The 21,415-nt window shown below is 61.7% G+C and carries 17 protein-coding genes; 8 read left to right on the top strand and 9 right to left on the bottom strand.

The annotated features are described in order from the left end of the window. Nucleotides 1-15: 15 nt before the first annotated feature. Nucleotides 16-540: a hypothetical protein gene (locus Q668_RS14615; protein ID WP_227498371.1), complete on the bottom strand. Its 525-nt coding sequence runs from the start codon at nucleotides 538-540 to the stop codon at nucleotides 16-18. Nucleotides 541-692: 152 nt separating this feature from the next. Between Q668_RS14615 and Q668_RS14610 the strand changes: the two genes are divergently transcribed. Further along, nucleotides 693-965 carry an HU family DNA-binding protein gene (locus Q668_RS14610; protein ID WP_022990371.1) on the top strand — a complete coding sequence of 91 codons (273 nt, stop codon included), beginning with the start codon at nucleotides 693-695 and terminating at the stop codon, nucleotides 963-965. 51 nt (nucleotides 966-1,016) lie between these two features. On the opposite strand, the gene Q668_RS14605 is transcribed toward Q668_RS14610, so the two are convergent. The 8 genes from Q668_RS14605 to gshB all read right to left on the bottom strand — a co-directional run bounded on the left by Q668_RS14605 (nucleotide 1,017) and on the right by gshB (nucleotide 7,947). Then, complete coding sequence (locus Q668_RS14605; protein WP_022990370.1) at nucleotides 1,017-2,036, bottom strand: putative solute-binding protein; 1,020 nt, start codon at nucleotides 2,034-2,036, stop codon at nucleotides 1,017-1,019. 203 nt (nucleotides 2,037-2,239) lie between these two features. Then, entirely contained in the window at nucleotides 2,240-3,535 is a 1,296-nt protein-coding gene (locus Q668_RS14600; RefSeq protein WP_022990369.1) for a dihydroorotase, read from the bottom strand. Further along, nucleotides 3,532-4,551, bottom strand: a complete 1,020-nt coding sequence (locus Q668_RS14595; protein WP_022990368.1) for an aspartate carbamoyltransferase catalytic subunit — start codon at nucleotides 4,549-4,551, stop codon at nucleotides 3,532-3,534. The genes Q668_RS14600 and Q668_RS14595 overlap by 4 nt, the downstream gene beginning before the upstream one ends. Nucleotides 4,552-4,578: 27 nt before the next feature. Continuing rightward, nucleotides 4,579-5,088, bottom strand: a complete 510-nt coding sequence (pyrR, locus tag Q668_RS14590) for a bifunctional pyr operon transcriptional regulator/uracil phosphoribosyltransferase PyrR (RefSeq protein WP_022990367.1) — start codon at nucleotides 5,086-5,088, stop codon at nucleotides 4,579-4,581. 10 nt (nucleotides 5,089-5,098) lie between these two features. Continuing rightward, nucleotides 5,099-5,539, bottom strand: a complete 441-nt coding sequence (gene ruvX, locus Q668_RS14585) for a Holliday junction resolvase RuvX (protein ID WP_022990366.1) — start codon at nucleotides 5,537-5,539, stop codon at nucleotides 5,099-5,101. Further along, complete coding sequence (locus Q668_RS14580; protein WP_022990365.1) at nucleotides 5,532-6,098, bottom strand: YqgE/AlgH family protein; 567 nt, start codon at nucleotides 6,096-6,098, stop codon at nucleotides 5,532-5,534. Before Q668_RS14580 ends, ruvX begins: the two co-directional genes overlap by 8 nt. Continuing rightward, nucleotides 6,095-6,955 (bottom strand): energy transducer TonB, encoded by an 861-nt coding sequence (locus tag Q668_RS14575; RefSeq protein ID WP_022990364.1) that lies wholly within the window; start codon nucleotides 6,953-6,955, stop codon nucleotides 6,095-6,097. The genes Q668_RS14580 and Q668_RS14575 overlap by 4 nt, the downstream gene beginning before the upstream one ends. Nucleotides 6,956-6,993: 38 nt before the next feature. Further along, nucleotides 6,994-7,947, bottom strand: coding sequence for a glutathione synthase (gene gshB / locus Q668_RS14570; protein ID WP_022990363.1), 954 nt, complete (start codon nucleotides 7,945-7,947; stop codon nucleotides 6,994-6,996). Between the two features lie 316 nt (nucleotides 7,948-8,263). Here gshB and pilG point away from each other — a divergent pair, with 316 nt between their 5' ends. From pilG to Q668_RS14535, 7 genes are all read left to right on the top strand, one after another. Beyond that, nucleotides 8,264-8,656 carry a twitching motility response regulator PilG gene (gene pilG / locus Q668_RS14565; protein ID WP_022990362.1) on the top strand — a complete coding sequence of 131 codons (393 nt, stop codon included), beginning with the start codon at nucleotides 8,264-8,266 and terminating at the stop codon, nucleotides 8,654-8,656. Between the two features lie 34 nt (nucleotides 8,657-8,690). Continuing rightward, on the top strand, nucleotides 8,691-9,053 hold the full coding sequence (pilH, locus tag Q668_RS14560; RefSeq protein ID WP_011787171.1) for a twitching motility response regulator PilH: 363 nt from the start codon (nucleotides 8,691-8,693) through the stop codon (nucleotides 9,051-9,053). A 20-nt stretch (nucleotides 9,054-9,073) separates the two neighbouring features. After that, nucleotides 9,074-9,619 carry a chemotaxis protein CheW gene (locus tag Q668_RS14555; RefSeq protein WP_022990361.1) on the top strand — a complete coding sequence of 182 codons (546 nt, stop codon included), beginning with the start codon at nucleotides 9,074-9,076 and terminating at the stop codon, nucleotides 9,617-9,619. 94 nt (nucleotides 9,620-9,713) lie between these two features. After that, nucleotides 9,714-11,819, top strand: a complete 2,106-nt coding sequence (locus tag Q668_RS14550; RefSeq protein ID WP_022990360.1) for a methyl-accepting chemotaxis protein — start codon at nucleotides 9,714-9,716, stop codon at nucleotides 11,817-11,819. A gap of 27 nt (nucleotides 11,820-11,846) precedes the next feature. Continuing rightward, complete coding sequence (locus tag Q668_RS14545; protein WP_022990359.1) at nucleotides 11,847-12,746, top strand: CheR family methyltransferase; 900 nt, start codon at nucleotides 11,847-11,849, stop codon at nucleotides 12,744-12,746. Nucleotides 12,747-12,757: 11 nt separating this feature from the next. Then, a complete protein-coding gene (locus tag Q668_RS14540; protein WP_022990358.1) occupies nucleotides 12,758-20,356 on the top strand; it encodes an Hpt domain-containing protein in 7,599 nt (2,532 codons plus the stop codon). Further along, nucleotides 20,356-21,408 (top strand): chemotaxis protein CheB, encoded by a 1,053-nt coding sequence (locus tag Q668_RS14535; protein WP_022990357.1) that lies wholly within the window; start codon nucleotides 20,356-20,358, stop codon nucleotides 21,406-21,408. Before Q668_RS14540 ends, Q668_RS14535 begins: the two co-directional genes overlap by 1 nt. The last annotated feature ends 7 nt before the right edge of the window (nucleotides 21,409-21,415 follow it).

Raw genomic sequence — 21,415 nt, 5'->3', positions numbered from 1 at the left:
AACCATTTAATCCGCTTACCCGATGAATTCATCCATGTCATCGTCAAAATCCGGGCACTCGGTTTCTTCCGGGTTTCCATAGTAGGCGTTGTGGTGCTGCCAGGCACGGTGATAGCGCTTGGCCGCGAGGGTATGGGCGCGCTTCTGGCGGATAAAGGCATCTTCAGCGGCCGTTCCATCCATGCCGTGCATGGCCGCAAGGCCTGCCAGCTCATGCTCCATGGCCTGCTCTTCGGCACAGCTGCCGGACGACAGATACAGCATCACCGCCAGCTGGTCCGGCTCGCTGGTCACCCGGCCGAACGACATCAGCAACGGCGCCGTGGCCTCGCTCATGGCACAGCCCATGGCCAGGTCTTCAGATTCCATCAGGTAGGGCACGGTGTGGTTCCGGGAAAACCCCTGCATTACATCGCCGGTGGTCTTGTAGATCATGTGGTTCACCACGCCACAGCCACTCAGGGCGACGCTGGCCGCAACCGCTGCAGCAAAGCCGCGCAGGCGTTTGCCACAGGCCAGGGAGGTCCGGAAGTCTTTCATAACATTCGTGTCCTTTTTTATTTTTTCGAACATATCGTTACACGCCGGGTTTGCACATTGGCCCCGAAGCCACTATAGATTGCTTCAACCGCCGGCACGGTCGGCGGTCTGGAGCAAAAAACAACAAACAGAACCAAGAACAGGAGTTTTCGATGCGTAAACCTGAACTAGCTGCCGCGATTGCCGACCAGACCGGCCTTACCCGCGAAAAAGCCAGCGACGTTATCAGCGCCTTTACCAGCCAGATTTCCGCCGCCGCAGCCAAGGGTGATGACGTTACCCTGATCGGCTTCGGCACTTTCAATGTCCGCAAGCGGGAAGCCCGCACCGGCCGCAACCCGCAGACCGGAGCCAGCATTGAAATTCCGGCCAGCAAGACCGTTGGCTTCAAGGCCGGCAAAGCCCTGAAAGACGCCATCCGCTGACCGGCAAGGCCCGCAGCTATGCGGGCCTGTTACCTTCCCTGCCCTGGCTGATCAGGACGCACATTCCGAACGGGCACCGTCTACCCGGCACCGGATCGCCTTCATCAACTTGATCGCACGCTCGTCATACACTCCGTCTTCCAGCAGCGATAAGCGAACCTGGCGCAGCATCTTGTCGTACTCGGCTACGTCTTTTGCCGGCGGGTGCATCCATACGTTATCCGGAATACCGGACTCGGCTTCGGCGATGATCGCGTAGGCTTCATCCAGCCGCTTGATGGCCTGGTCCCGCACCATCTGGCCCGCTTCATCCGGGAACCGGTCCCGGTGGATGATCACCTGGAAGTTCATATACGCCAGCGCATACTTGAACACGCCGCCCTTTTCACCCACGCCCTTGTACAGTTCCAGGGGCTGGTAAGCCACGGCCGGGGCATAGGCCAGGTCGACGCTGCCGTTATTGAATTTGCCGGCAAAGTTGGCGGAGTTCGAGCCCACCACGGAAGCACCTACGTGGCGCACCATGCGCACAGACGCGGAGTCATAGTCCAGGGTGGCGATTCGCTTGCCCTGCAGCTTCTCTACTGAATCGACGTTGCGGTCACGGGTGTGCAGGTAAATGGCACCACCGGGGAACACGCCAGCCACTTCGTAGGGACCATCCACCAGGAAGGGGCGCGCCTTGGGCTGGCTCAGGGTGTTGTACAGCAGGCGCATTTCCTCTTCGCCCGGCACGGCACCCATAGCTTCAAGGCTGCCGGTGAACTTGTTGAACTCCCGGGCGCGGGTGCCGGTGAGCAGCACGGCATCGCACTGGCCGGCCTTGAAATCCTCGGCCGCTACCTTTTCATCGGTGTAGGCGCGCAGGTCAAGCTTGATGCCCTGTTGCAGGGCAACCGGCTGAAACTCCTTGGTAATGGCAAACAGGGGGCCATTGGCACCCACCGGGTCAAACACACAGAAGCTGCGTTCGATAATCTCGGACTGGGCATGGGCAAGGGCGGGAACAACAAGGCTGGCGCTCAGGGCAGCAGCAGCCACCACCCGGCGGGAAAGACTGGATAACTTCACGGGTTCACTCCTGATTATTATTCTCTGGCGCGCGCTGCAGTCAGGCAGCCGCAGCTCGTGTCCTGGGACAACCATAAGGGGTCACCCCATAGGATACGTTGGCTCGGGTGCCTGTTATCAAGGGTTTTTCAGCAACAGGAAGGATTCTGTGACAGTGTCGACAGAGGCCGGACAACCTCTGCCGCACTTTCAGGACAGGCGGGTCAGGCAGGGGCAGCCCAGGCTGTTCTACCGGCCACCAGCGTGAGCCGGACCCGGCCAGGCAATTCGCGGTCCAGTACCGGCGCGTGCCGGCCGGCGGAGACCAGGGTCTGCACTGACGGCTGCCAGGACTGCTCCGGCGCGAACACGCACAGGTCTGCCGCCTCACCTTCCGCCAGCCGCGCGTTTCGACCCAGCACCGAGGCCGGGCCGGCGGTCAGTGCGTTCAGCAGCCGGGCGCGCTCCAGCTCGCCCCGAGCGACCAGTTCCAGGCCCAGCGACAGCACGCTTTCAATGCTGGACAGTCCCGGCTCGGTAGCCGGCAGCGGTGCCTGCTTGGCAGCGCTGTCGTGGGGCTGGTGCTGGCTGACAATGGCATCGATCACGCCATCCCGAACACCGGCCACCAGCGCCTGCCGGTCGGCTTCGGAGCGCAGCGGCGGGCGCACGTGGAAACGGCTGTCAAAACCGGCCAGGGCCTCTTCAGTGAAACACAGCTGGTGCATGGCCACGTCGGCCGTGACCTGAATCCCGCGCTTGCGGGCATCCGCCAGCATTTGCACACTCCGGCCCGAGGACATCTGGCTCAGGTGCAGTTTCACACCGGTTTCTTCCGCCAGCAGCAGCATTTCCATCACCGCCGCGGTTTCCGCCACTTCCGGAATACCCAACAGACCCAGGCGGGTAGCCACCTGGCCATCGTGGGAATAACCGTCAGCCGCCAGGGCCTGGTTTTCCGGGCTGAACATCACGGTCAGGCCGAAGGTCTGGGCATAGGCCATGCAACGGCGCAGGATCCGGGCATTGCGCACACCCCGGGAACCATTGCCCACCGCCACACAACCGGCATTCTTCAGGCCCGCCATGTCACTCAGCATTTCACCGTCGAGGCCCCGGGTGATGGCGCCCACCGGCAGTACCCGGACCGAGCCGCGGGAGTCAGCGCCTTCGCGGATCAGGTGGGTTACCGCACTGGAGTCGTTAACCGGCGAGGTTTCCGGCGAGGCACACACGGTGGTGAAGCCACCATGGGCCGCGGCCCGGGTTTCCGAGGCGATGTTGCCCTTCTGGCCATTGCCCGGCTCCCGCAGGTTGCAGCACAGATCAATAAAGCCCGGCGCGATTACGCAGCCACTGGCATCAAACTCCCGGTCCGCGCTGGCACTTACCGCAGCGCTGCCGAGGGCCTCGATCCTGCCATTGCGAACCAGCAGGCCGGGGTTGTCAGTTTCGGTGCCGGAACCGTCGAACAGGGTGCCACCGGTAATTTTCAGACTGTCATTCTGCTGGTGGCTCATGCCCGGGCTCCCTCGTGATCACTGTGTTTCTGCTGTCGTTCGGCCACCTGGCCGCCCATGGCCATGGACATCACCGCCATGCGGATGGCGATACCGTTGGTCACCTGGTTGAGGATGACCGATTGCGGGCCGTCGGCCACCGCTGATTCAATCTCGACGCCCCGGTTGATGGGCCCCGGGTGCATCACAATGCAGTCCGGCTTTGCCAGTGCAAGCTTGTCCTGGTTCAGTCCGTACAGCCGGTAGAACTCCCGCTCGCTGGGCAGCAGCGCCCCTTCCATACGTTCTTTCTGCAGCCGCAGCATGATCACCACGTCCAGGTCTTGCATGCCCCGGGCCATGTCGTATTCCACGGTGCAGCCCAGGTCTTCCACGTCTCTGGGCAGCAGGGTGCCCGGCGCAATCACCCGCACTTCCCCGGCGCCCAGTACGTTCAGGGCACGGATCTGGGAACGGGCCACCCGGGAGTGCAGCACATCGCCAACGATGGCCACTTTCAGGCCTTCGAAGCTGCCCTTGTGCTGGCGAATGGTCAGCATGTCGAGCATGGCCTGGGTCGGATGGGCATGGCGGCCGTCGCCGGCGTTGATGATGGCCACGCCCGGGGTCACGCTTTCGGCAATAAAGTGCGGCGCGCCGCTCTGGGAATGGCGCACCACAAACATGTCGCTGGCCATGGCTTCCAGGTTGAGCAGGGTGTCAGACAGGGACTCGCCCTTGGAGGTGGCAGAGGTATTGATATCCAGGTTCAGCACGTCGGCGGACAACCGCTTGGCCGCCAGCTCGAAGGTGCTGCGAGTGCGGGTACTGGATTCGAAAAACAGGTTAACCACCGTGCGGCCCCGCAGCAGGGGTACTTTCTTGATCCGCCGCTCGCCTACTTCGATGAACGAGTCGGCGGTGTCGAGGATGTCCGTAAGCAGTTCGCGGCCCAGGCCATCCAGGGTGAGGAAATGCCGCAACTGACCGTCCCGGGTCAGCTGCAAGTGGTTCGGGGAGGGGTCGTTCGCGGTCATGGCTCGCCTGTTGTCTGGTGGGGAGTATTACTGCCCGGTTTCCTGGAATTCAATGCGCAGCGGATCAGGGCCGCGCAGTTTTACTCGCTGATGGGCGTCCAGCGCAAGTGCCTTGCCGGTGACATCCGGCTGCACCGGCAATTCCCGGGCGCCCAGGTCAATCAGTGTGGCCAGTATGATACTTGCCGGACGGCCGTAATCGAAGATCTCGTTCATGGCTGCCCGTATGGTGCGGCCACTCATGATCACGTCATCAATCAGGATGATGTCGCGGCCTTCGGTATCGAACGGCAGGCTGGAAGGCGCTACCTTGGGGTTCAGGCCAATGCGGCTGAAATCGTCCCGGTAGAAGGAAATATCCAGCTCGCCGTAGGGATCGGCCAGGCCCAGGCGCTTGCTCATCACATCCGCCAGCCACACGCCGCCGGTACGGATGCCGATCAGCGCCGGGTTGTCGACGCCACGCTCTGCCAGAATCCGGCGCAGGCCGGTTTCCAGTTCATCCAGCAGCTGGTTGATATCAAGCAATGCGGTCATTGATGCCTCGTCAGTCAGGTTTGCCGGTCTGCTCCCGGCACCAGGTTTCCAGAATCAGTACGGCGGCCCGGTCGTCCACGCCGTGGCGACCGAAATCCCGGCTGCCGCCGGCGGCCATCACATCGCCCTTGGCTTCGAAACTGGTCAGCCGCTCATCGACCATCTCTACCGGCACATGGTAGCGGCCGTGTAGGCGCTTGCCGAACTTGCGGGCCCGGGCACACATGTCGTTCTCGGTGTCGTCCATATTCAAAGGCAGGCCCACCACCACGATATCCGGCTGCCATTCCGCCAGCAGTTTCTCGACCTGCTGCCAGTCCGGAATGCCGTCACGGGCCGGGATCATGGCCAGCGGCTGGCCGGTGCCAAGCAGCTCCTGGCCGCTTGCTACACCAATGCGACGGGTGCCGAAGTCGAACGCCAGGATTCTGCGGTTACCGGTCTCAGGCATGGCCCACCGAATCGCTGAGCTGGTTCAGGTCTATGCCGATCAGTTTCAACACCGCCTCGTAACGTTTTTCCACCGGGGTGCGGAACAGGATGTCGGTGCTGGCCGGGCAGGTCAGCCAGGCATTGCTGCCCAGCTCTTCCTCCAGCTGGCCTTCACCCCAGCCGGAATAACCCAGCGCCACCAGAAACTCTTCCGGCCCTTCGTTGCGGCCGATGCCTTCCAGGATGTCCCGGGAGGTGGTCAGCAGTACGTCGTCGGTTACCGTGGCGGTGTTCTGCCAGTGCTGCCCGGGAGAGTGCAGTACAAAGCCTCGCTCCGGCTGCACCGGGCCACCGGTAAATACCGGCAGGTCCAGCTCGCCACCGTGCATATCGAGCTGTTCAAGGATTTCACCCAGGTGAATGCCCAGAGGCTGGTTGATCATCAGCCCGAGCGCACCCTCGGAGGAATGCTCGCACAGGTAGATCACGCCCCCGTGAAAATTGGGATCGGCCAGCCACGGCGACGCCACCAGGAAATGGTGCCGCAAACTTGCCTTGGTTTCCGTGCCGGTTGTCATCCGGATGTCAGCCCCCGCCTCTGGAACGACCAGGTTCGTATGATTTCCAGTTCGTCGACCTGCTCGCGCATGTCTTCCGGGAAGGGCGCAAACGGCGCTGCCATGCGCACAATCCGGATGGCGGCATCATCGAGTACCGTGCTGCCGGACGACTGGAGAATCGCCACTTGCTTGATTGTGCCATCTTTGCGCAGAGAAACCAGCATCCTCAGGTCACCATACAGGCCGGAACGGCGCGCTTCGTTCGGATAGTTCATGTTGCCGACCCGGGTCACCTTGCTGACCCAGTTCTGCACGTACCAGGCGTTATCCGACTTGAGCGTGGACGCCGCCGTTACCCGCATGACCCTGGGGCGCCGCGCATAGGCCTGCTGCTGGGCGTCAAAGCGGGCTTCCAGGCTGGCAATTTCCAGGCTGCGCTCCATCAGGCTTTTGCGCTCGGCCCGGTGCAGCGGCTCCGGATCTTCCCGGGTTTCCGGCTGCCGGACCTGCTGGCGGGCCTTGCTTTCGGTCTGCACCACGGCCCGCTCTTCCTGCGGATTGGGCTCTGCCGTGGTTGCCGGCTCCGGCTGGATTTCGGCCACCTCGGGCTGGCTGACCTCCGCCGGCTGCGGCGAGGTCATTTCCATAGCCTCTTCTTCGGTACCACTGCCCTTCTGGCTGGTCTGGGCCAGGAAGTCGGCCTTGTCCGGCGCTTCCTCGTCGTCAAACTGCGACAGGGTGATTTCCATGGTCTGGGCAGAGCTGCGGGGCGGTTCCGGGGCGAAGGTAATGCCCAGCACGACGATGGCGTGAACCGCCAGCGCCATGAACAGGGTGAAGGAAAACCGGTCGAAATCGCTTACCTGAACTGCCATTACCTATCCTGATTCTGTGCCCGCATTACCGGTGCTGTTCAGCCCTGTGACAACCGGCGCTCCACGGCGTCCAGCAACATACCGGCAATATCGATGCCGAAGGCAGCGTCAAGTTCCCGGATGCAGGTGGGGCTGGTTACGTTGATTTCGGTGAGGTAGTCGCCAATCACATCCAGGCCCACAAACATCAGGCCCTTGGCCTTGATCACCGGTGCCACCCGGGTACAGATTTCACGATCCCTGGCGGTCAGTTCACGGCCCTCACCCCGGCCGCCGGCGGCCAGGTTGCCGCGATTCTCGCCTTGCGAAGGAATGCGCGCAAGGGCGTAGGGCACCGGCTCGCCGTCAATCAGCAGGATGCGCTTGTCACCGTCGGTGATTTCCGGAATGAATTTCTGGGCCATGGCCTGGTGCGCGCCATAGTTGGTCAGGGTTTCGATGATCACACCCAGGTTGGCGTCGTTTTCTTTAACGCGGAAGATCGAGCGACCACCCATGCCGTCTACCGGCTTCATGATGATGTCGCCGTGCTCGGCATAGAAATCCCGGAAACGCTGGGAGGAACGGGTCACGATCAGCGGCGGTGTCAGGTCTTCAAACTGGGTGGCAAACAGCTTCTCGTTGCAATCCCGCAACGTGGCGGCCGGATTGACCACCAGGGCACCCTGCTGTTCCGCCGCTTCCAGTATATAGGTGGCCATCAGGAACTCCCGGTCGACCGGGGGATCCTTGCGCATCAGGATCACATCCAGGTCGCCCAGTGCCGTGTCTTCAGCGGCACCGTAGCTGAACCAGTTTTCCGGATCGTTATGCACCGTCAGCTTGCGGGTATGGGCACGGGCCTGGCCACCGGCCAGATACATATCCGGCAATTCCATGTACTCGATTTCCCAGCCCCGTTTCTGGGCCGCCAGCAACATGGCCAGTGAGCTGTCTTTCTTGAAATGGATATCCTCGATCGGATCCATCACGATCCCGAGCCGGATTGTCATAGAGTCTCCTGGAAAGTCGGTTGGGGAGCGGGAAGTTGCTCCGTCAAAAACACGAACCGGTATACAGAGCAAACCGGTGCAAGGTGCTATGCTGAAACCCTAGATGGTATTGTACCCGAGCCATAAATGCATCCGGATAAATCGCCACATCAATCCGTGACGCAGCGGGCAGAAGTACATTTGGTCACAAACTAATGCTTTTTATCCGGCCATCGATATTCTATAAATGTGCGGGGTTTATAGATCAACCTTAATGTTTGTGTTAAAACCCCGTTCGAAAATAACGACAGTCGCTAGAGCGCAAGGCAGTTGGACAATGGATGACAACTTCGAGAACTTGAAGATCATGGTGATCGACGACAGCAAGACCATTCGTCGCACCGCAGAAACCCTTCTGAAGAAAGTCGGTTGTGAGGTCATCACTGCCACTGACGGCTTTGACGCTCTGGCCAAGATTGCCGATTCCCAGCCGGACATCATCTTTGTTGACATCATGATGCCCCGCCTGGACGGCTACCAGACCTGCGCACTGATCAAGAACAATTCCTCTTTCAAGAAGACGCCGGTAATCATGCTTTCGAGCAAGGACGGCCTGTTCGACAAGGCTAAAGGCCGCATCGTAGGCTCCGACCAGTATCTGACCAAACCCTTCAGCAAGGATGAGCTGCTCAACACCATCCGCCACTACATGCCGCAGGCGGAACAGTAAAACCTGCTGAACCCCCAGAACCATCGAGGAAACCATGGCCCGCATTCTGATTGTTGACGATTCGCCAACCGAAGTTAAGAAAATCTCCACCATCCTGGAAAAGCACAAGCACGAAGTGCTGACCGCCGACAACGGCGCCGACGGCGTAGCCAAGGCCCGCGCGGAAACTCCGGACCTGGTGCTGATGGACGTGGTCATGCCCGGCCTGAACGGCTTCCAGGCGACACGCCAGCTGACCCGCGCACCGGAAACCGCATCTATTCCTGTTGTGATCGTAACCACCAAGGATCAGGAAACTGACCGGGTGTGGGGAACCCGCCAGGGTGCCAAGGGTTACCTGGTCAAGCCAGTTAACGAAGACGACCTGATCAAGACAATCAACAGCCTGATTGCCTGATCCCTGACTTTGGAGTTCGCATGTCCGCCCAGGCCGCCCCTTTTGCTGTTCTGACGGATATCGCCCGGCGCAGCCGTTCCATGGCGGCCGGCCTGCCGGAGCAGGAAGAAGCCGTTGAACTGTGGAACGGTATCGGCTTCATCCTGGCCGGCGAGCACTACGTTGCCCCGATGGGGGAAGTCACAGAAATACTGCACGTGCCCCGGTTTACCCACATTCCGGGGGTCCGCCCGTTCCTGCTGGGTGCCGCCAACGTCCGGGGCCGGTTACTGCCGCTGGTTGACCTTGCCAACTTCTTCGACATCCCCCGCTCTTCACGGAATGCCCGTGAACGGCGGGTGCTGGTGGTTGAGCAGGGCGATGTGTTCAGTGGCCTGGTGGTCGACACCGTGCTGGGTATGCAGTATTTCGCAAAAGACAGTTTCAGGGCCAGCACCAACGGTGTGCCCGAAAATGTTCAGCCGTTTGTGAGCGGCGGCTACGAACGTAACGACGAAATCTGGAAAGTATTCTCTGCCGCCACCCTGGTGGAAGACGAACGCTTTCTTGATGTTGCACAGTGGTAAGGGTGATGGCACTGGCAGGCACATCACCCTGTCCATCTGAAGCCCGCTACACCAAAATTGCCATTTCCAGAAGAAAGAGGCCGGGAGCCAGAAAATGAAAAACAGAGCCGGAAGACTCAGTACCGGACAGGGCGGCAACAAACTCGTTGCCGGCCTGATCGCAGCGCTGATTGCACTTACCGGCCTGATCGCAGCGCTGATTGCACTTACCGTCCTGCTCGTTGTGGTGCTGTTCATCATCAACAAGGACAGCCAGAACGATCAGCAATACATTGCCAACACTGCAGAAATGCGGGTGCTTTCCCAGGAGATTGCGAAGAACGCGACCGAGGCTGCCGGTGGTACCGCCGAAGCGTTCGACCAGTTGCGTCGCTCCCGGGACGAGTTCCAGCAACTCTGGACCAGTGTTACCGAAGGCAATCCGGAAACCGGCCTTCCGGCCAGTGAACTGGCACAACAGAGCGGTGTACAGCAGCACTGGAACAGTGTTCGCGAAAACGCTGACAGCATCCTGTCTACCCGGGAAGCGGTACTGGGCCTGCACGAAGTAGCCCGCACCCTGAACGAAACCATCCCGCAGCTGCAGGTGGAATACGACGATATCGTTCAGATCCTGCTGGATAACGGCGCACCCGCCGAGCAGATCTCCCTGGCCCAGCGCCAGTCCCTGCTGGCCGAGCGTATTGTCCGCTCCGTTAACAACGTACTGTCCGGTGACGAAGACGCGGTTATCGCCGCCGACCGTTTCGGCCGCGACGCCAGCCTGTTCGGCCGGGTACTCGAAGGCCAGCTCAACGGTAACCCGGCCATGGGTATCAGCCGGGTAGCCGATGAAGACGCCATCTACGGCCTGGAAGCGGTTGACGAGCTGTTCGAATTCGTTTCCCAGAACGTTGACGCGATTCTTGAAGCCTCTCCCGACCTCTTCAAGGTTCGTACCGCTGCCAGCGACATCTTCCAGAACTCCGAAATCCTGCTGGCCGAGCTGTCGGTACTGGCTGACGGCTTTGGCTCCCAGTCCGGCTCCCGCCTGGTCAGCCCGACCCTGGCCTTCTTCATCCTGGCGGCCATGGTAGCGATTGTAGTGTTCATCGGCCTGGCCCTGTACCGCGATGCCCAGTCCCGACTGGCCACCACCCAGGAACAGAACGAGCAGAACCAGAACGCGATCCTGCGACTGCTGGACGAACTGGCCGACCTGGCCGATGGTGACCTGACCACCGAGGCCACGGTAACCGAGGACTTCACCGGTGCCATCGCCGACTCCATCAACTACGCGATCGACCAGATGCGCGGGCTGGTACAGGCCATCCGGGGCACCGCTGTACGGGTAGCCGGTGCGGCCCAGGAAACCCAGGCCACAGCCATGCACCTGGCAGATGCTTCCGAGCACCAGGCCCAGGAAATCGCCGGCGCCTCTGCCGCGGTTAACGAGATGGCGGTGTCCATCGACCAGGTATCTTCCAACGCCGCGGAATCCTCAGCGGTTGCGGAGCGGTCGGTTGCGATCGCGAAGAAAGGCGCGGAAGTGGTACAGAACACCATCCGCGGCATGGACAACATCCGGGAGCAGATCCAGGAGACCTCCAAGCGGATCAAGCGTCTGGGTGAATCCTCCCAGGAAATCGGTGACATCGTATCCCTGATCAACGACATCGCCGACCAGACCAACATCCTGTCCCTGAACGCAGCAATCCAGGCCTCCATGGCCGGTGATGCGGGCCGGGGCTTCGCGGTGGTTGCGGACGAAGTTCAGCGCCTTGCGGAACGTTCCTCTGCGGCAACCAAGCAGATTGAAGCGCTGGTTAAGACGATCCAGTCTGACACCAACGAAGCGGTTATCTCCATGGAACACACCACCGCCGAGGTGGTCCGTGGTGCCCGTCTGGCCCAGGACGCGGGTATCGCCCTCGAGGAAATCGAGAACGTATCCATGTCCCTGGCGGAGCTGATCCAGAACATCTCCAACGCGGCACGCCAGCAATCGTCCTCTGCGGCGCACATTTCCAACACGATGAACGTTATCCAGGAAATCACCTCGCAGACCTCCTCCGGTACCAACGCCACGGCGAAGTCTATCGGTAACCTGGCTGAAATGGCGTCCGAGCTGCGGTCCTCCGTTGCCGGCTTCACCCTGCCGGATGAAGACCAGGCCGACCAGGAACAAGAGCAGGACAACGATATCCCGGTGGTCAGCTGATCACCGGACCGGGGCAGATAACGGTTTATGGCTCAGATGCATAACCAGCTGTCAGCCGCCGAAGGGATCTGGGCACTGCGCCGGCTTCCGGATATGGACGAGGCGCAGTTCAACCAGTGGCAGACCCTGCTGGAACACCGTACCGGCATGACCCTGACGGCCGACCGCCGCTCCTTCCTGGAAACCAACCTGGGAATCCGGATGCGGGAAATCGGCTGCAGCAGCTACCAGGCCTACTACGAGAAAATCGTATCCGGCCCGGATGCCATCAGGGAATGGGCCACACTGGTGGACCGCCTGACCGTGCAGGAAACCCGGTTTTTCCGGGACGCCGATGCCTTCAGGCTGGTGGCCGATTACGTACTGACCCGGCCCCGGGAGCAACTGAGAAAGCGTGCACTGGAAGCCTGGAGTGTGGGCTGCTCCACCGGCGAGGAGCCCTACACCCTGGCGATGATTCTGAACGAATGCATGAACCAGCTGGCTCTGCAGCCCCTGTTCGGGGTAACCGGTTCGGACATCAGCCAGCCGGCCATCGAGAAGGCCAGGCAGGGCCAGTACAGCGCCCGCAAGTTGCTGGGTATGGATGAGGACCTGAAAGCCAGGTACTTCCGCCCTGCCGAAAGGAACACCGTAGAAATCGTGAACAGCATCCGTGAACGGGTGTGTTTTACCAGGCTCAACGTAATGGATCTGGGCAAGGCACCCATGCACGGCATGAACATTATCTTCTGCCAGAACCTGCTGATTTATTTCCGCCGCTGGCGTCGGCGGGACATTGTGAAAAGGCTAGCAGAGCGTCTGGCACCGGGGGGCTTACTGGTGCTTGGCCAGGGTGAACTGACCGATTGGCAGCCACCGGGCCTGCAGAGGGTTCCCTCGGAACATGTACTGGCGTGGATCAAGCGCCAGCCCGACGAAGAATAACCGGAGTGGTTATGGGCAATCACCATGACAGTATCGCCCTCGACTGGGTTCGGGGCGAAATACAGGACACGCTGACTCAAGGCCAGCATGCACTGGAAGCGTACGTCGAGAATCGCGACGACACCGCACGCCTGCGCTTCTGCCTGAACTACCTCCACCAGGTACACGGTACCCTGCAAATGGTGGAACTCTACGGTGCAGCCCTGCTCACCGAAGAGATGGAGAAACTGACCCAGGCCATTCTGAACGAATCCGTCACCAGCGTTGACGATGCCGTTGAAGTACTGATGCAGGCCATCCTGCAGCTGCCGCAATACCTGGAACACCTGGACAGCAGCCAGGACGATTTCCCGATGGTGCTGCTGCCCCTGCTGAACGACCTCCGGGCTGCCCGGGGCGATTCACTGCTGTCTGATACCTCACTGTTCAAGCCTGACCTGACCCCCTCACAGCTGCAGGTCAGCGCCGCTGATTCAGAACGCCTGCAAGATCCCAAGGTTCTCGGCCACCTGCGCAAACTGCGGCAGATGTACCAGTTTGCCCTGGCCGGCGTAGTGCGCGAGGAAAGCCTCTCAGCCCACTTCAACTACATGCAGAAGGTGCTCCAGCGCCTGATCCGCCTGTGCCAGAAAACCCCGAGGGGTGAACTCTACAAAGCCGCCAGCGGCTTTATCGAAACACTCCAGGGCGGTGCCAACCCGGTCAACACTGCGGTCAAATCCCTGTTGCGGGAGCTGGATGCGGAAATCCGCAGGCTCACCGACGAACACAGCAGCATCCTGCAACAGCCGGTGCCCGAAGCCCTGTTCAAGCACCTGCTGTACTACGTCGCCCGCGCCCGTGACCTGGACATGCCCCAGGTCAGCGCCCTGCGCCAGGCCTACCAGCTGGATGATGCCCTGCCCTCGGACAGCGATGTCGACGCCGCCCGCACCCGGGTTTCCGGCCCGGGCCGGGACGCCATCCATTCGGTGGTGAGTGCCCTGAACGAAGAACTGGCTCGCCTGAAAGACCAGCTGGACCTGTTTGTCCGGGCCGAGCTGCGCCAGAACGATGAACTGGAAGAACTGCTGCCGGGTATGCGCCAGGTAGCCAACACCCTGGCGGTGATTGGTCTGGGCATTCCGCGCAAAGTGGTTACTGACCAGATCGAACTGGTGGAAAAGCTCAGCACCCAGAGCGACACCGTCGACGACGGCACCCTGATGGATATCGCCGGCGCCCTGCTCTACGTCGAGGCCAGCCTGGCCGGACTGGACAGCGATCGCCACGAACCGGCAGCCACCGGCGACAACGAGTTCCACCTTGGCTCCCAGGAACTGGGCGAGGCTAACGAAGCGCTGATCCGGGAATCCCGCAACACCCTGGAACAGGTCAAATCCTCGATTGTGAACTTTATCGCTTCCCAGTGGGATACCCGGGAAGTAGAACACGTTCCTGAGTTGCTGCACAGCATCCGCGGCGGCCTGTCGCTGTTGCCGCTGGAGCGTGTAGCCGACATGCTGGCCTCCGCCGAACGCTACGTAACCGACGTTCTGCTCAACGGCAAACAGGTACCGGACTGGAAACAGCTCGACACCCTGGCCGATGCGGTAACCAGCATTGAATACTACCTGGAGCGCCTGGCCGACGGCATCACCGAGAACGACGCTATCCTGCGCGTTGCCGAAGACAGCCTGGCCAGCCTCGGCTTCCCGGTCGGCCAGGAACCCACCTGGCAGCAAGCCGAAGAGGAACTCCAGCCGGACGAACTGCCGGTACTGGATACCGGGGCGGCCGTCGAAGAGCCGGCCCAGGAAGCCAAGACCTCCGACCAGGACCTGGTTGACGACGAAATCCTCGGCATCTTCGTGGAAGAAGCCGAGGAAGTGCTGCAGACCATCCACGAGCATTACCCCCGTCTGCGCCAGAATTACGACGACCGCGATGCCCTGACCGAAGTACGCCGGGCGTTCCACACCCTCAAGGGCAGTGGCCGCATGGTGGGAGCCACCTCCATTGGCGAGCTGGCCTGGTCTGTGGAAAACCTGCTGAACCGGGTGATCGACCAGACCATCAAGCTCAATGACGACACCTTCGCCCTGATCGACGAGGTCAACGCACGCATTCCGTCCCTGATCCAGGAATTCCGCCGGGGTGATTATACCGGCGATGTTGATGGCCTGATCAGCCGGGCCGAAGCCCTGGCCACCACCCGCCGCACCGAAACCGGTACCGCAGAAACGGAAGCAACCGAGACCGTCACCGAGGCCCCCGCCGCGGTTCTGGACCCCGAAGCGGAACCGGAACTGGCCCAGCCGGAGAGCACTGGCGAAACAGAGGCGGATGCCGACGACCTGATCGACGACGAAATCCTCGAGATCTTCGTTGAAGAAGCCGGCGAAGTTCTGGATACCATTCGCGAATACCTGCCGATGCTGCTGCGCCAGCACGACGATCGCAGTGCCCTGACCGAAGTACGCCGGGCCTTCCACACCCTCAAAGGCAGCGGCCGCATGGTTGGCGCCAGTGTGATCGGCGAACTGGCCTGGTCTGTAGAAAACATGCTGAACCGGGTCATTGATGGCAGCATCTTCATGACCGAAGACGTGGCCAGCCTGCTGCAGGATGTCACCGATGCCGTGCCCGGCCTGGTTTCCGACTTCGAGAACCGCCGCCCGGCAGCGTTGGATACCTCGGCCCTGGAAGCCCGCGCCAATGCCCTGGCCAACGGAGAGATCCCGGACGCCAGCACCATGCCAACAGCCGACTCGGAACCCGAATCACTGGCTGAGCCTGAAACCGTTGGCGTCCAGGACACCGACAGCGCTGCTGAAGCCGCTGGCTACGACGACGATGAAGACGCCGTTGACCCGATCCTGCTGGAAATTTTCGAGAACGAAACCGAAACCCACCTGCAGACCATCAACGACTACCTGGCAACCGCCGGCGACAAGGCCACCGTCAGCTACACCGACGATCTGTCCCGGGCCCTGCACACCCTCAAGGGCAGCGCGAACACGGCTGGCATTGCCCCCATCGCCGCCGTCATCACCCCGCTGGAACGCTTTGTTAAGGAATCCCGTGCCCAGAATAAGCGGGCAGACCGTGATGTACTGGAACTGATTGCCGATGCCAAGGAGTTCCTGACCCGCGGCCTGGCCCAGCTCCGGGATAATCCGCAGGCAGACCTCGAAGGTACCGAAGACTACCTGGCCCGCCTGGAGCAGGTGTACCAGCGTACCCTGCAGTCCTCTGACCCGGCCGATGAACTGCAACCGGATACCCGGGCACCGTCCCAGCTGGTACAGCTGTTCCTGAACGAGGGCCTGGACATTGTGCTGGATGCCGAGAGCATCCTGGATGAATGGTCCCGCCATCCGGACCAGCGCCAGTCTGTGGAGACCCTGCAGAAAGAGCTGGAACAACTGGCTGCCGGCGCGGCGGAAGCCGGCCTGGTGGATGTTACCGAGCTGGCCGCTGCACTGAACCAGGCCTACAGCACGGTATCCGAAAAGCAGCTGGAGCCGGACGATACCTTCTTCGGCACCCTGCGCGCCGGCCATGAGCAACTGATCAACCTGATGGACCAGGTCGCTGCCGGCCTGGCCACAGAGAGCAATGACGACCTGATCGACGAACTCTACGCCCTCGCGAACCGGGCAGACGAGAGCGAGCTGGAGCAGGAATTCGAGCAGCAGTTCTCCGGCGATCTCGACGAAATCGACCTGAGCCTGGAATTCGACGAACTCGGGCAGCCCGATGAGCAGTCGGAACCCGAGTCTCCCGGCGAAGGCTGGCTGAGCGAAGAACCTGCGCTCGAAACTGCAGCTTCCACCGACGAAGACAACGAACTGGACGACGAGCTGGCTGCCATCTTCCTGGAAGAAGCGCGGGACCTGGTCGACAGCACCGCAACCTCGTTGCAGACCTGGAGCGAAGACACCGGCAACCTGGATACCCTGCACCTGTTGCAGCGCGACCTTCACACCCTCAAGGGCGGCGCCCGCCTGGCCGGCATTGCGCCCGTCGGCGACCTGTCCCACGAACTGGAAACCCTGTTCGAAGGCCTGACCGAGCAGCGTTTTGCCGTCAGCAATTCGTTGTCTGACCTGCTGTTCCGGTGCCATGACCGGTTGGCCAACATGGTCGACACCCTGGAAGCCGGCAACCAGCCCGAAGCAGCCCCGGACCTGATTGCCGATATCCACGCCTGGATCGACGGCGCCCGGGATGGCGGAGCCAGCACCGAACCGGCAACCGACTTTGATGACGACATTCTGGCCCAGGCCGAAGCCGAGTTCGATGCGGACAGCGAAGAGGAAGCCACAGACAGCGCCGATGAGGATGCCCTGGCTGGCCTGTCGGACCTTGACCCGGAACTGACCGGCATCTTCCTGGAAGAAGCCTACGACCTGATCAACTCCACCGGCAGTGCCCTGCACACCTGGAGCGAAGATCCGTCGAACCAGGCCGTGGCCGCAGAACTGCAGCGCGATGTACACACCCTGAAGGGTGGCGCACGGATGGCCGGCGTCGACGCCATTGGCGACCTGACCCACGTTCTGGAAGACCTGTTCGAGAAGGTGGCCGAAGGCCAGCTGGCCGCCAGCAACGACATGACCGACCTGCTGTTTGCCTGCCATGACCGCCTGGCACAAATGGTGGAACAGGTTGCCACCCAGAAGCCCTGCCCGCCGGCCAACGACCTGGTTCAGCAGGTAGAAGCGATTCTCCGCGGTGAAACACCGGCACCGGCCAGCGAAGGGCAGGAACCGGCACAAGACCTTACCGAAGACACAGCGGATGACACCGGCTGGATGCCAGACACCGGGCTTGAGGCTGACGAAGACCTCACCGAAGCCTTCGAAGCCATGGGCGGTGACGACCTGGCCGGCATCTTCCTGGATGAAGGCCTGGAAATCCACGAAGCCATTACCGAGTGCCTGGACCAGTGGCGCGAAGATCCAGACGAACTGACCGTTCTGACCCGCCTGCAGCAGGAGCTGCACACCCTCAAGGGTGGTGCCCGGTTGTCCGATATCGACCCGGTGGCCGACCTTGCCGAAGCCTGGTCTGACAGCTTTGAACCCCTGCTCTCCGGCGGCAACAACCAACAGGCGTTGCTGGCGCTCAGTGATCAGGGTGCCGCCAGCCTCAAGGGCATGCTCGACAGCCTGGAAGACGGCCATAAACCGGCCGCCGCCAGCGATCTGATCGAAGCCTTCCGCAGTATTCAGGCCGAACCGGCTGAACAGGGCGAACAAGCGACAGCCACGGCAGAACCGGCCGCTGACGAAGCCGATGCGGTTGACCCGGAAGTGCTGGAAATCCTCCTGGAAGAAGCCGGCGAGATCATGGACCAGCTTGAGCAGGTGCTCGATGACTGGCGCAAAGACCCGAACAACCACCAGTACAACCAGGAAGCCCAGCGGGCCCTGCATACCCTCAAAGGTGGCGCCCGCCTGTCCCAGCTGAGCGTGCTGGGCGACAAGGCCCATGCCTTCGAGACCCGGTTGATCGACCTGGGCGGCAATGCACCGGGCGACAGCCAGTGGCAGGAGATCACCCAGGACCACGACGCCGTCATCGAGCTGGTCTCCGACGTTCGCCGGCGCTTTGCCGACGGTAGCCCGGTGGTCCAGCCGGAGCAGCCCGCGGAAGACGCACCCGAACACGAGCAGCCCGAACCGCAGGCCGCCGAGCAGGAAACCTCGGTGCCCGAAGCCCCGAAATCGACAGCGCCCGCCAAGCCGGCCAAGGCCCGCAACAAAGCAGCGGAAGCCCAGCGTGCCGCCCAGGAAACCATCCGGGTATCGGCACCGTTGCTGGACGAGCTGGTTAACCTGGCCGGTGAAACCAGTATTACCCGTGGCCGCCTGGAACAGCAGACCAGCGACTTCGGCCACACCCTTGAGGAAATGGCCGCTACCATCGAGCGTCTGCGCGAACAGTTGCGCCGGATGGATATCGAAACCGAAGCCCAGATCCTGTTCCGTGCCGAACAGGAACACGGCCCGGATTACGGCGACGACTTCGACCCGCTGGAAATGGACCGCTACTCCTCGATCCAGCAGCTGTCACGGGCACTGAGCGAATCGTCTTCTGACCTTGCAGACCTGCGTGAAACCCTGTCTGACCGGGTACGGGATACCGAAACCCTGCTGGTGCAGCAGTCCCGGATCAACACGGAACTCCAGGAAGGTCTGATGAAGACCCGGATGATTCCGTTTGCCTCCATGGTGCCGAGACTGCGCCGGATTGTGCGCCAGATCAGCAACGAACTGGGCAAGAAGGTCAACTTCGACGTGCGCAACGCCGAGGGTGAAATGGACCGCAACATTCTTGAGCGCATGATTGCGCCGCTGGAACACATGCTGCGGAACGCCCTCGACCACGGCATTGAAAGCCCCGAAGACCGGGCCCGTGCCGGCAAGCCGGAAACCGGTGAAGTCGTGCTCTCGCTGACCCGTGAAGGCGGCGACGTGGTACTGCGTATGATCGACGACGGCAAAGGCATTCCCGCCGAAGTGATCCGTGACAAGGCCATTCGCCAGGGCCTGTTGCGGGCCGACGAAGACCTTACCGAACGGGAAGTCCTGCAGTTCATCCTGCAGCCCGGCTTCTCTACCGCCCAGCAGGTGACCCAGATTTCCGGCCGGGGCGTGGGTATGGACGTGGTGTCCAGCGAGATCAAGCAGCTCGGCGGCAGCCTGGATATCGATTCGGCCCTGGGGCGTGGCACTACCTTCACGGTGCGCCTGCCATTCACGGTATCGGTTAACCGGGCCCTGATGGTCGCCACCGGCGAAGACTTCTACGCCATCCCGCTCAACACCATTGAAGGCATCGTGCGGGTCAGCACCTACGAGCTGGAAGAGTACTACAAGCCGGATGCACCGCTGTACGAATACGCCGGCCAGGAATATCGCCTGCAGTACCTGGGTAGCCTGCTGAACAGTGACCACCAGCCCAAGCTGCAAGGCCAGGCCCTGCCGCTGCCGGTGATCCTGGTGCGGGGTGCCGAGCAGCCACTGGCCCTGCAGGTTGACCACCTGATGGGCAGCCGGGAAATCGTGGTTAAGTCTCTCGGCCCGCAGTTCAGCTCGGTTCGAGGGGTTTCCGGTGCCACCATTCTGGGTGACGGTAACGTAGTGGTGATTCTTGACCTGCCGGCCATGCTCCGTTCCGACATCCTGTCTGAGCGCCAGCGCCTGGCTAACCTGGACAAGGCCCGCGAAGCCGGCCGCTACGAAGACCAGACCACCACGGTTATGGTGGTGGACGACTCGGTTACCGTACGGAAGGTTACTTCCCGACTGCTGGAACGCAACGGCATGGAGGTTATCCTCGCGAAGGACGGCCTGGATGCGGTGGCCCAGCTGCAGGACCATCGTCCGGACATTATCCTGCTGGATATCGAAATGCCCCGGATGGACGGTTTCGAAGTGGCCAGCTTTGTGCGCCACGACGAGAACCTGAAAGAGACGCCCATCTGTATGATCACCTCCCGGACCGGCGAGAAACACCGGGAACGGGCACTGGCCATCGGCGTCAACGAATATCTGGGCAAGCCGTTCCAGGAAGCCGAGCTGCTTGAAACCATCAAACGACTGACCGGGAACGGGTAATGACCGGCCATGACGGCCGGCCCGGCATCGGCATTGTGTCCGATGTGGTGTTGCAGCGGCACCGGTTGCAGGTGGCTGCCGGCAAGTTCGGACTTGAGGTCAGCTTTTCCGGCGGCCCCGACCGCCTGATGGATTATCCGGGGTTTCCCGATGCCGCCCTGTGGCTGGTAACCCTGGAAGACGAAGCCGACCACCCGGCGCTGTTCGAACACCTGCTGGAGCACACCGATGCCCCGGTTCTGTTCGGGATGGACCAGGCTCCAAAGCCCGGCACCAAGGACTATGTGCGCTGGGAAAGGCGTTTGCTCAACAAGCTGGAAAAGCAGCTGGGGCACCTGGAGAAACTGGACTCCGCCAACGACATCGAAGAGCTGGAAGTCCACGCCCGGCCATCACCCGAGGCACCACAACTGCCCCAGTGGATAACCCCGGCGGCTCCGGGTTCGGTAGCCGAGGAGATCTGGGTTCTGGGCGCTTCGCTGGGCGGTCCCGCTGCGGTGAAAACCTTTCTGGACCACCTGCCGGCCGGCCTGCCGGTCGGCTTTGTCTACGCCCAGCATATAGATGACAACTTTACCGGCGTGCTGACCCGGGTACTGGGCCGCCACGCCCACTACCAGCTGAAGCGGGCAGAGGAAGGCTACAAGGTTCGCAACGGCGATGTGGTACTGATGCCGGTAGAACAGGAGTGGTCGTTCGCAGACGACGGCAGCCTGACCGCCACCGGCAAGCCCTGGCCCGGCCCCTATGGCCCGTCTATCGACCAGGTGCTGCTGAACGTGGCTGACCACTTCCGCGAGCACTGCCACGCGATTCTGTTCTCCGGGATGGGCAACGACGGCGCCATCGCCGCACCGCTGCTGAAGAAACGGGGCAGCCGGATCTGGGTCCAGGACAGTGCCAGCTGTGGCAACAGTTCGATGCCCGAGTCTGTCGCTGCCACCGGCTGCGCCAGCTTCTGCGGCACACCGGACCAGCTCGCCGGCGAACTGATCAAAACCATTGAGAACCATTGCCTGCTCAAGGGCCGGCAAAAACGGGATTCTGCCTGAGGACACA

The sequence above is a fragment of the Marinobacter sp. ES-1 genome (assembly GCF_000475255.1).
In the GTDB taxonomy this organism is placed as follows: Bacteria; Pseudomonadota; Gammaproteobacteria; order Pseudomonadales; family Oleiphilaceae; genus Marinobacter; species Marinobacter vinifirmus.
This window is presented reverse-complemented; position numbering and strand designations above follow the sequence as displayed.

What these genes read in the sequence shown, in the direction of transcription:
- Q668_RS14615 (WP_227498371.1), bottom strand. Translation starts at nt 540, where the DNA reads ATGAAAGACTTCCGGACCTCCCTGGCCTGTGGCAAACGCCTGCGCGGC.
- Q668_RS14540 (WP_022990358.1), top strand. Translation starts at nt 12,758, where the DNA reads ATGGGCAATCACCATGACAGTATCGCCCTCGACTGGGTTCGGGGCGAA.
- Q668_RS14580 (WP_022990365.1), bottom strand. Translation starts at nt 6,098, where the DNA reads ATGACAACCGGCACGGAAACCAAGGCAAGTTTGCGGCACCATTTCCTG.
- Q668_RS14595 (WP_022990368.1), bottom strand. Translation starts at nt 4,551, where the DNA reads ATGACCGCGAACGACCCCTCCCCGAACCACTTGCAGCTGACCCGGGAC.
- gshB (WP_022990363.1), bottom strand. Translation starts at nt 7,947, where the DNA reads ATGACAATCCGGCTCGGGATCGTGATGGATCCGATCGAGGATATCCAT.
- Q668_RS14575 (WP_022990364.1), bottom strand. Translation starts at nt 6,955, where the DNA reads ATGGCAGTTCAGGTAAGCGATTTCGACCGGTTTTCCTTCACCCTGTTC.
- Q668_RS14600 (WP_022990369.1), bottom strand. Translation starts at nt 3,535, where the DNA reads ATGAGCCACCAGCAGAATGACAGTCTGAAAATTACCGGTGGCACCCTG.
- pilG (WP_022990362.1), top strand. Translation starts at nt 8,264, where the DNA reads ATGGATGACAACTTCGAGAACTTGAAGATCATGGTGATCGACGACAGC.
- Q668_RS14550 (WP_022990360.1), top strand. Translation starts at nt 9,714, where the DNA reads ATGAAAAACAGAGCCGGAAGACTCAGTACCGGACAGGGCGGCAACAAA.
- pilH (WP_011787171.1), top strand. Translation starts at nt 8,691, where the DNA reads ATGGCCCGCATTCTGATTGTTGACGATTCGCCAACCGAAGTTAAGAAA.
- Q668_RS14545 (WP_022990359.1), top strand. Translation starts at nt 11,847, where the DNA reads ATGGCTCAGATGCATAACCAGCTGTCAGCCGCCGAAGGGATCTGGGCA.
- ruvX (WP_022990366.1), bottom strand. Translation starts at nt 5,539, where the DNA reads ATGCCTGAGACCGGTAACCGCAGAATCCTGGCGTTCGACTTCGGCACC.
- pyrR (WP_022990367.1), bottom strand. Translation starts at nt 5,088, where the DNA reads ATGACCGCATTGCTTGATATCAACCAGCTGCTGGATGAACTGGAAACC.
- Q668_RS14610 (WP_022990371.1), top strand. Translation starts at nt 693, where the DNA reads ATGCGTAAACCTGAACTAGCTGCCGCGATTGCCGACCAGACCGGCCTT.
- Q668_RS14535 (WP_022990357.1), top strand. Translation starts at nt 20,356, where the DNA reads ATGACCGGCCATGACGGCCGGCCCGGCATCGGCATTGTGTCCGATGTG.
- Q668_RS14555 (WP_022990361.1), top strand. Translation starts at nt 9,074, where the DNA reads ATGTCCGCCCAGGCCGCCCCTTTTGCTGTTCTGACGGATATCGCCCGG.